At 71.5% G+C, this 8,972-nt stretch carries 8 protein-coding genes and 1 pseudogene; 1 reads left to right on the top strand and 8 read right to left on the bottom strand.

Features of this window, described 5'->3' with window-relative positions; genetic code table 11:
• From AB0M47_RS40710 to AB0M47_RS40680, 7 genes are all read right to left on the bottom strand, one after another.
• A partial coding sequence (locus AB0M47_RS40710; protein WP_363423830.1) for an SIP domain-containing protein occupies nucleotides 1-1,648 on the bottom strand: 1,648 nt, incomplete at its 3' end.
• The gene (locus AB0M47_RS40705) at nucleotides 1,648-2,307 is read right to left on the bottom strand and encodes a hypothetical protein (protein ID WP_363423828.1); all 660 of its coding nucleotides are present in this window, start codon (nucleotides 2,305-2,307) and stop codon (nucleotides 1,648-1,650) included. The genes AB0M47_RS40710 and AB0M47_RS40705, both read right to left, overlap by 1 nt.
• Nucleotides 2,308-2,369: 62 nt before the next feature.
• A complete protein-coding gene (locus AB0M47_RS40700) occupies nucleotides 2,370-3,143 on the bottom strand; it encodes an ABC transporter ATP-binding protein (RefSeq protein ID WP_363423826.1) in 774 nt (257 codons plus the stop codon).
• Complete coding sequence (locus AB0M47_RS40695) at nucleotides 3,140-4,183, bottom strand: iron chelate uptake ABC transporter family permease subunit (RefSeq protein ID WP_363423823.1); 1,044 nt, start codon at nucleotides 4,181-4,183, stop codon at nucleotides 3,140-3,142. Before AB0M47_RS40695 ends, AB0M47_RS40700 begins: the two co-directional genes overlap by 4 nt.
• A gap of 4 nt (nucleotides 4,184-4,187) precedes the next feature.
• The gene (locus tag AB0M47_RS40690) at nucleotides 4,188-5,216 is read right to left on the bottom strand and encodes an iron ABC transporter permease (protein WP_363423821.1); all 1,029 of its coding nucleotides are present in this window, start codon (nucleotides 5,214-5,216) and stop codon (nucleotides 4,188-4,190) included.
• Nucleotides 5,217-5,226: 10 nt separating this feature from the next.
• Nucleotides 5,227-6,231 (bottom strand): ABC transporter substrate-binding protein, encoded by a 1,005-nt coding sequence (locus tag AB0M47_RS40685; RefSeq protein WP_363423818.1) that lies wholly within the window; start codon nucleotides 6,229-6,231, stop codon nucleotides 5,227-5,229.
• 85 nt (nucleotides 6,232-6,316) lie between these two features.
• Nucleotides 6,317-7,273, bottom strand: a complete 957-nt coding sequence (locus AB0M47_RS40680) for a (2Fe-2S)-binding protein (protein ID WP_363423816.1) — start codon at nucleotides 7,271-7,273, stop codon at nucleotides 6,317-6,319.
• A gap of 237 nt (nucleotides 7,274-7,510) precedes the next feature.
• Here AB0M47_RS40680 and AB0M47_RS40675 point away from each other — a divergent pair, with 237 nt between their 5' ends.
• A complete protein-coding gene (locus AB0M47_RS40675; protein ID WP_363423814.1) occupies nucleotides 7,511-8,221 on the top strand; it encodes a GntR family transcriptional regulator in 711 nt (236 codons plus the stop codon).
• Here the strand turns inward: AB0M47_RS40675 and AB0M47_RS40670 are convergent.
• A pseudogene (locus AB0M47_RS40670) lies at nucleotides 8,212-8,709 on the bottom strand (hypothetical protein); the annotation flags it as partial. The gene AB0M47_RS40675 and the pseudogene AB0M47_RS40670 sit on opposite strands and share 10 nt — an antisense overlap.
• Nucleotides 8,710-8,972: the final 263 nt, after the last annotated feature.

Genomic DNA, 8,972 nt, shown 5'->3' with positions numbered 1-8,972 from the left:
ACGCCACCACGCCCGCTGCACCCGGTGTGCCCTGCGCGGGCGCGAACACCAGCGCCGAACCGCCCACCAGAACCGACACCACCAGCGCCCTAACCAGCGTCTTGCGGCCGGACAGCGGCCGCTGCCAGTCGTCGAGGAACCGAGCGCGTTCGCTCAGCGTGGCCCGGAACCCGGCGGCCGGACCGGCGTCGTAGATCCGGGCGACGGTCAGCCCGTCCAGGTACGCGATCGCCTCGCCGCCCACCCGGGTCTCCCAGGTGGTGAACCGGGTCAGCTGCGAGGCGGACAACTGGATCATGCGGCCGCTGAGGATCACGTAGGCGAGCAACGGGATCAGCAGGATCGCCGCCAGGCCGGGCGACACGGTGAACAGGTACGCCAGCACCGCCAGCGGGCTGATCAGCGCCGCCACCACGTCCAGCACCGCATGCGTGACGAGGTAGTGCAGGTCGGTCGTGTCGTCCTGGACGGCCTGCTTGACCTTGCCCGAGTTCTGCTCGCCGAACCAGCCCAACGGCAGCCGCGACAGCTTGGTCACGACCCGCGTACGCACGTCCAGGCCGAAGCGGGCGTCGACGACGTGCATCGCCACCACGAGCACTCCGGCGAGGATCGTGCCCGCGCCCATCAGCGCCAGCGCGAGCAGTCCCAGTCCGGCCAGGTCGTCGTTCCCGGCGAGCAACCGCCGGCAGACCTCGGCCAGCAGCACGAACGGGGCCAGTTGCAGCAGCGACACGACGGCCTGGAAGACTCCCGCCAGCATCAGGCGCGACCGCAACGGCGCGAGGAGCCGGGCGCCCGCCCGTGATCGCCAGCGGTCCGGGGTCGGTGCCGAGACCGGCCCAGCCGCCTCCTGTTCGGTGGCCTCGACGGCGGCTGGCGCGCTGCCGGAAGCGGCCGGCTGGTGGCGATCGGTGCCCATCGCCTTGCCCTTGGTCCAGTACGCCCGCCCGTGCACGTCCGGCTTCGGGAAGCCCAGCTCCTTCAGCCGGGCGCGGGCGAGCTTCGCCGTCGTCGTCTCGCCGGTGACCCAGGCGTACCAGTTGGACCAGTCCTGCGTCCCGATGGCGGCGGCGACCACGCCCGCGTCGCCGGCGTACGGCAGCCAGCTGACCGTGCACTGTGGATGTGCGTACACCGGGATGGCGAGGTCGTCCTCGTCGTGCTGCTCCAGCAGCACCACGACCGGGGTCTTCGGCGGAATCGTGGCGAGGATGGCGTTGATGCCCGGCACCGACGCCGCGTCGCCGATCAGGAGATAGCCGTCGGGGGCCGGGTCCGGCACGGTGAAGTGCGGCGACGCCCAGTACGACAGCTGGATCGCGTCACCGGGCGCGGCCGACCGGGCCCAGCTGCTCGCCGGGCCGCTCGGCTCGTGCAACACGAAGTCGAGGCTGAACCGCCGCAGTTCCGGATCGGGGTCGACCACCGTGTAGCCGCGCTGGTGCTCCCGGCCCGGATGCTCCGGATCGGGCGCCCACAGCCGGACGAAGCAGGCCGGCTCGATCTGTTTGCCGTCGAAGAACGTCGGCGCGTCGACGACGATCCGGCGGAACCGGGGCGTGATGTCCTCGACGGACACCACCGTGATCGTGTGCTCCTGCGCGCCGAACGCCTTCATGACGGCGCCGCCGTACCCCCGGCCCATCAGCGGTCCCGGCCGGGAAGGGTGATCGGGGCGCCCGCCGGATACGCGGCGACCAGGCCCGTGGCCAGAGCGGTGACCATCAGCATGAAGTAGTCCTCGGGGGTGTGCGGTGGGAGGCCGGCGACGGCCTGCTGAACAAGGGCGGATCCGGCCATCGCGGCCAGGGCGGTCTCGACCGCCACCGGGTCCCGGTGGGCGACCTCCCGCTCCTGTTCGGCCACCGTCGCGCCGAGGGCGACGGTGGCCATGGCCGAGCTGAGCGCGGTGGCGGCGGCCGGGTCGTAGCCCCGCCGGCCGAGGGCCACGATCTGCTGCTCCAGCAGTCGTACGCCGGAGCGCCCGCGCGGGAACAGGCCCAGGAAGTACTGCGCCGTACCAGGATTGGCCAGGGTGAACTCCCGAAGTCGGGCGGCGAAGCCGACCAACTGCTCGACGGTGGAGTGACCTGGGTCGTCGGTCAGCACGAGCCCGTCGAGGACGGCCTCGCCGACCAAGGTCTCCAGTGCCGCCCGGCTGGGCACGCGCCGGTAGACCGCCGCGGTCGTCACACCGAGCGCGGTCGCGACCGCCTGCACCGTCACGTCCGCCAGGCCGATTCGCACCCCGGCTTCGACCAGGTCCTCAGCCGTGAACGTGGCCGTACGCCCACCCGTTCGCATAGGTTAGCCTCCCCTTAGTTACGGGGCCTAACTTAGAGCGGCCGACGGCGGAGCGCAAGGGGTCAGACCGGCACGATGATCGGCGTACCGGCGATGGGGTCGGCGATGATGGTGCAGGGCAGCCCGAACACCTTCTCGACGAGTTCCGCGGTCACCACGTCGGCGGGCGCGCCCTCGGCCACGATCGAGCCGTCCAGCATGGCGATGACGTGGTCGCAGAACCGGCAGGCGAGGTTGAGATCGTGCAGCACGACCACGATCGTCTTGCCGGACTCGGCGTTCAGCGTACGCAGCAGCCGCAGCAGCTCGACCTGGTGATTGATGTCCAGGTACGTGGTCGGCTCGTCGAGCAGCAGCAGATCGGTGTCCTGCGCCAGTGCCATCGCGACCCAGACCCGCTGCCGCTGGCCGCCGGACAGCTGCCGCAGCGGACGGTCCATCAGGTCGGCCGTCCCGGTCGCGGCCAGCGCTTGGGCCACCGCGTCGTGATCGGTCCCCGTCCAGCGGCGGAACCAGCCCTGATGCGGATACCGCCCCCGGGAGACGAGGTCGGCCACGGTGATGCCGTCGGGCGCGACCGGCGTCTGCGGCAGCAGGCCGAGCACCTTGGCGACGTCCAATGTGCTCAGTTCGGCCACGGAGCGGCCGTCGAGGTAGACCGCCCCGTTCTGCGGCTTGAGCAACCGGGCGAGCCCGCGCAGCAACGTCGACTTGCCGCACGCGTTCGCGCCGACGATCGCGGTGACCTTCCCGTCGAGCACCGTCACGTCCAGGTCGCTCACCACGGTCCGGTTGTCGTACCCCAGCGAGAGGCCTTCGGCCCGCAGTCGGGTCATCCGCCCACTCCTTGTCGGTTCGTCGTGGCCAGCAGCCACAGCAGGTAGGGGGCGCCGACCGCGCCGGTGACGACACCGGTCGGCAGCGGCGTGGGCAGCACGTGCTCGGCGATGAGATCGGCGCTGAGCAGCAGGGTCGCGCCGACCAGGGCGGCGGCCACGATGCCGCCGGTGGCCGGGCCCAGCAGCCGGTTCGCGATCGGTCCCGCGACGAGGGCGACGAAGACGATCGGACCGGCGGCGGCGACGGCGAACGCCACGAGGATCACCGTCGTCGCGAGCAGCGCCGCGCGGCTTGCTTCGGCGCGTACGCCGAGACCCCGGGCGGCGTCGTCGCCGAGTTCGAGTACGCGCGACTGCCGCTGCAGGAGCATGGCCAGCGGCAGCAGCACCACGAGGCAGCCGAGCAGCAGGCGCAGTTCGGCCGGACCGGCCTGGCCGACCGAGCCGGTCAGCCAGTGCATCGCCTGCCGGGCCTCGAACAGCTGCGCTCGCGTCAGGAAGTAGCCGATCAGCCCCTCGAAGAACGCCGCCACCCCGATGCCGATGAGGATGTAGCGGTAGCCGCTGACCCCGTCGCGCCAGGCCAGGACGTACATCAGCAGAGCCGTCGCGGTCGCCCCGCCGAGCGCCAGCCCGGCGATGCCGAGCCCGTTGACCCCGAACACGATGATCCCGCTGACGGCGGCCAGGCTCGCGCCGGACGAGACGCCGACGAAGTCGGGTGAGGCGAGCGGATTGCGCAGCACGTGCTGGAAGATCGTCCCGGCGGCGCCGAGTGCCAGGCCCACGGCCAACGCCGTGGTGGCCGTCGGCAACCGCAGATCGAGGACGATGAAGTCGACGCCGGGATCGTCGGTGATGCCCAGGACCGAGCCGACGACCTCCGCCGCGGTGAGCCGGAAACTGCCCACCATCATGGTGAGCACGAACAGGGCGACGGCCAGGACGGCGAGCGTACTGGTCACGACGACCGCGCGGACGGACCGCCGGCGGCGCACCATGCGTACGGCGTGGTGGGCCGTCATCAGCTGAGTCATCGGCTCACACCTCCGACAGCCGGCCGTAGCGCACGATCGCGATGAACACGGGTGCGCCGAGGACGCCGAGGACCACGCCGACCTGCAGCTCGCCCGGGGCGGCCAGGACCCGGCCGAGCACGTCCGCCAGCAGCAGCAGGATCGGGGACAGCAGCATCGCGTACGGGATGATCCAGCGGTAGTCCGGCCCGCAGAGGAAGCGGGCGAGATGGGGGACCACCAGCCCGATGAAGACGATCGGGCCGCACGCGGCGGTGGCCGCGCCCGCGAGCACCGCGACGATGCCGAAGGCGGCCGCGCGGGTCAGCGGGACCCGCTGGCCGAGCCCGCGCGCGAGGTCGTCGCCGAGCGCGAGTCCCTTGAGGACGCGTCCCATGGCCAGCGCCGCGATCAGCCCGGCCAGCAGGAACGGCGCGACGCCGGTCAGGATCGGGGTGTACCGCCCGGCGAGCGAGCCGACCTGCCAGAAGCGCAGCTCGTTCAGGGCGTCCACGTTGGTCATCACGACGCCGGTCGTGACCGAGCCGAGGCACGCGGTGACCGCCGCCCCGGCGAGCGCCAGCTTCACCGGGGTCGCACCCTCGCGGCCGAACGACGCGATCGTGTACACGAGCAAGGTCGCCGCGATGGCGCCGGCGAACGCGAACCACACGTAGACGCCGACTCCGCGGACACCGAGGACGGTGATCGCGAAGACCACCAGGACGGCCGCGCCGGAGTTGATGCCCATGATGCCGGCGTCGGCGAGCGGATTGCGGGTGACGCCCTGGAGGACGGCTCCGGCGACGCCGAGCGCCGCGCCGACCAGGATGCCCAGCAGCGTCCGGGGTACGCGCATCTGCAGCGTGATGGTGGTGTTGATGGCGTCGTCGTGGCCGAGCCCGCCCAGCGCGCGTACCACTTCGGAGAAGCCGATGTCGCGCGAGCCTTGCGTGACGCTGAGGAACGCGACGAGCGCGAGGGCGATCCCCAGCAGGGCGAGCCCCGGCCCGAGGGCGAGGGCTCGCCGTGCTGATCGTTCAGGACTGTTCATGGGAGGCGGGTCAGTCGCCGATGTTCGGGTCGGCGACCTTGATCGCCTCGGTGAGCTTGTCCAGCTCGGTGGCGAAGTGGCCGAAGGTGTGCAGCCAGAACCCGGGCCAGGAGACCACCGCGCCGGCCTTGGCCGCCTTGACGCTGAACCAGGTCGGCTGCTTCTTGCCCCACTCGGCGTTGATGGTCGGGGTGTACGAGCGGCCGTCCCACAGGATCAGGTCGGGCTGGTAGGTGTCGGCGTTCTCCCAGCTCAGCGTCTGCCAGTAGGGGAAGTCGACGTCGGGCTTGGCGGGGTTGATCACCTTCAGGCCCCAGCTCTGGAAGTCCAGCAGCTCCGGCGCGTACTCCGGGTTGGCGATGTAGACCTCGTCCTCGTACGGCGACATGGCGGCGACGGTCAGGCCCGGCTTGCTCGCGACGGCGGCCTTGAAACGCTCGACCGCCTCCTGGAACCGCTTCTTGTTCGCGGCGATCGCGTCGTTCTGGACGTCGGCGCCGAGGCTCGCCGCCAGCTTCTCGTAGCCCTCGGCGAGTTCCACGATGGACTTGCCCTGGGACACCCCGACGACCGGGGCGAGTTCGGCGAGCTTCTTGCTCTTGGCGTCGACGCCTTCCTCCAGGCCGCTGTGCGCCTTCTCGGCCGGCCACCAGTCGGCGACGATGAGGTCCGGCCGCAACGACGCGGCCTTCTCGACGTCGATCTTGCCCCATTCCTCGCCCAGGACGGTGATGCCGGTGAGGTCGAGGTCCTTCAGATTGGGGTCGGTCTTGACCGACTCGTCGGCGTAGACGCCGACCGGCTTGATGCCGAACGACATCAGCGCGGCCGCCTCGCCCGCGTGCGCGATGATCCGCTGCGGCCGCCTTTCGGCCTGGACGACGGTGCCCGATCCGTCGGTGAACGACCACGGGCCGGACGAGGGGGAGGAGGTGCTCGACGGCTCGTTGCCGCCGCAGCCGGCCAGCGCGAGGCTCAGCGCGACCACGGCGAGAACCGGACGTACTCCGCGCATGGCGGTGGTTCCAATCTCGCGAGGGTGGGTGCTGTGATCAAGTTAGGTTAGGCTACCCAAATCCGCAAGTCGGCCGTCCGGCTCGTCAGCCCGCTTCGCTGGTCAGGTACGCGTACAGGTGGCGGTGGCGCGAATCGTCGTCGCGCAGCGGGCAGCTGCTGCAGAACCGGTCCTCCTTCGGATCGCCCTCGGCGAGGACGCTGCGATAGGACAGGCAGCACGTTCCGCGTACCTGGAACCAGTGATCCCCGGCCGGATGCTCGACTGGGAACGGGCGCGGCCGGGTCAACCGGACCGGCGCATGCTCGGCGAGCGCGCCGACCAGGCGTTGGGCGTACGCCCACACCGCGTACGGGTCGTGCCGGGCGAGCCGGCCGATCCAGAGTGCGACCGACGACACCTCGTCGGCCGCCCCGCCCCACAACCCCGGTACGCCGAACGGCGCCCGTGCGCGTACGGCGAGGAACAGCGGAGTGAGCGTCGCGGCCGTCCGCTTGGCCCACCACTCGACGAGGTCGCCGTCGTCGTTGAGCACATGGCTGTGCTCGTCGCCGGCCGCCGGATCGCCGGGGAGCACCGCCATCGCCGAGCTCAGGACCGCTGAGCGGGCGAAGTCGCCGGCCTCGTCCAGGCGTACAACCAGGTTCGAGGCCGATGGATCGGGACACCGGCGCTCGAGCACGAGGGCGGCCACCGCGGGCTGGACCACCCCGCGGGCCAGTGCCCCGCCGAGCAGGCTGCCCGCGACGGCCCGGTGCCCGTGCAGGCCCTGGAGGATCGCCAGCCAGGCGTCGAGCCGCGATTCGTCCACGTTGGACCAGTCGGTCCGCTCGTCCACGGCTGTTTCGGCGGCCCCGGCCGCTGCGGTGGGTTCGAGGCCGGTTGCGGCGGGGGCGGGCCCGTCTGTCGCGGTGCCGAGGGCGGGCGCGTCTGTCGCGGCGGTGCCGAGGCTGGTCGAGGGGGCGACGTCGAAGCCGGCGAAAGCGTCGAGCCGCGCCAAGCGGGCCGCTGTGGCGGCGAGTGGCGTCGCGGGACCGTGCACGACATAAGGGTAGGCTAAGCTAAACGTCGCGCGCCAGAGGATCATCCAGTCCGCCACCAATCGGTCCCGCAGCGGATCGGTGTCGAGGCCGCAAACCGTTGCCCCCGAGGCGAATCGCCGGCGCTGCCGCAACAATCCCGAGTGGAAATGCCCGCGAGTTGTGGGCCGGACGAGCGAGCAGGTTGTCTAGACCGCTAGACTCCTAGGCTCAGGCCCAGTCCGTCAAGATGGAGTCCCATGCGAGCCGCTACACCCGCGTACCTCGTGATCGAGCAGGAGCTGCGCCGGATCATCCGGGACGCGCAGCCGGACGACGCCCTGCCGTCCGACGCCGAGTTGTGCGAACGTTTCGGGGTCAGCCGGATGACCGCCCGGCAGGCGGTCCAGCGGCTGGCCGCCGAGGGACTGCTCTACCGGGTCTCCGGCCGGGGCACGTTCGTCGCGCAGGACCCCGTCCGCCGGCGGATGAACCGCCTGTTGTCGTTCACCGAGGAGATGGCCCGCCGCGGGCTGACCGCCCGGTCGGAGATCATCGACTCCGGCGTCCGGGCCGCGCTCGACGGGGAGAGCCGCGCCCTGCGACTGCCGGCCAAGGCGCAGGTGGCGACGCTGCGCCGGATCCGCTTCGCCGACGACGTCCCGATGGCCGTGGAGGACGTGCGGCTGCCCGCCGTCTGCGCCGCTGTGCTGTCCGCCGACCTGGCGACGACCTCGTTGTTCACCGCGCTCGAAGGGCTCGGCCGGGTGCCGACGCGGGCGCTCGGCACGCTGACCGCCGCGCCCGCCGGGACGACCGAGGCCAAGCAGCTCGACGTCGCCGTGGGCGCGCCGCTGCTGGTCGAGCAGCGCACCATTTTGGACCAGCACGGCACGCCGGTCGAGTTCACCGAGTCGCGCTACGTCGGCGACCGCTACCGCTTCGACATCGAGCTGCTGCGTCAGGACTGAACGAGCGCGACCGCCGGATTCGCGACCATCACTTGCTCCACAAAGGAATTCCCCAGTCGCGCGGCGAGGCGCGGCAGGAACTGCTCACCCAGCACCGCCATGCCCGGGCCGCCGCCGTAGGCGCGCAGCATGCCCCGCCGTCCGACGTCGGTGCCCAGCAGCAGCCGATCGCCGTGCCCGGTCGCGGCCACCGCCTCGATCAGGTCCAGCAGTGCCGACTCCGGCCGGTACTCGACCCGCCCGACCGTGTCATAGAGCAGCCAGGCTCCGCGCGCGGCCAGGTCCGCGTGCAACTCCGGATCGGGATTCCGATCCAGATGAGCCAGGAGTACGCGAGAAGCCGGAACCCCGCTCGCGGCGAGCCGATCCAGGATCGCGTACGCCATGGTGCCGATCTCGCAGTGCACCGCGACCGGCACGCCCGCCCGCGTCGCCGCCTGCCCACCCGCCTCCAGCCGGCGCGCTTCGGCCGGGCTGATCCGCGTGCTCGTGGGCGTCGACTCGGCCCAACCGGTCTGCCGGGACCGTCCCCAGCACGGTCTGCACGCCCCCGCTCATCCCGCTCCTCTCTCTCCCTCCCGATCTAGCTGTCTAGACACTATTAGCCGGATCTGTCGGGTGCGGATCACGGTTGTGCATGCCTCCCCGGGGGCCGGAGGTATGCACAACCGTGATCCGCAGGTAGTTGGTTAGGAGAGGGCGAACTTCTGTGCGCCGCTGCCGTTGCAGTCCCAGATCTGCAACCGGGTCC

Origin of the sequence: Hamadaea sp. NPDC051192 (assembly GCF_040682475.1) — a bacterium.
Classification (GTDB): domain Bacteria; phylum Actinomycetota; class Actinomycetes; order Mycobacteriales; family Micromonosporaceae; genus Hamadaea; species Hamadaea flava.
This window is presented reverse-complemented; position numbering and strand designations above follow the sequence as displayed.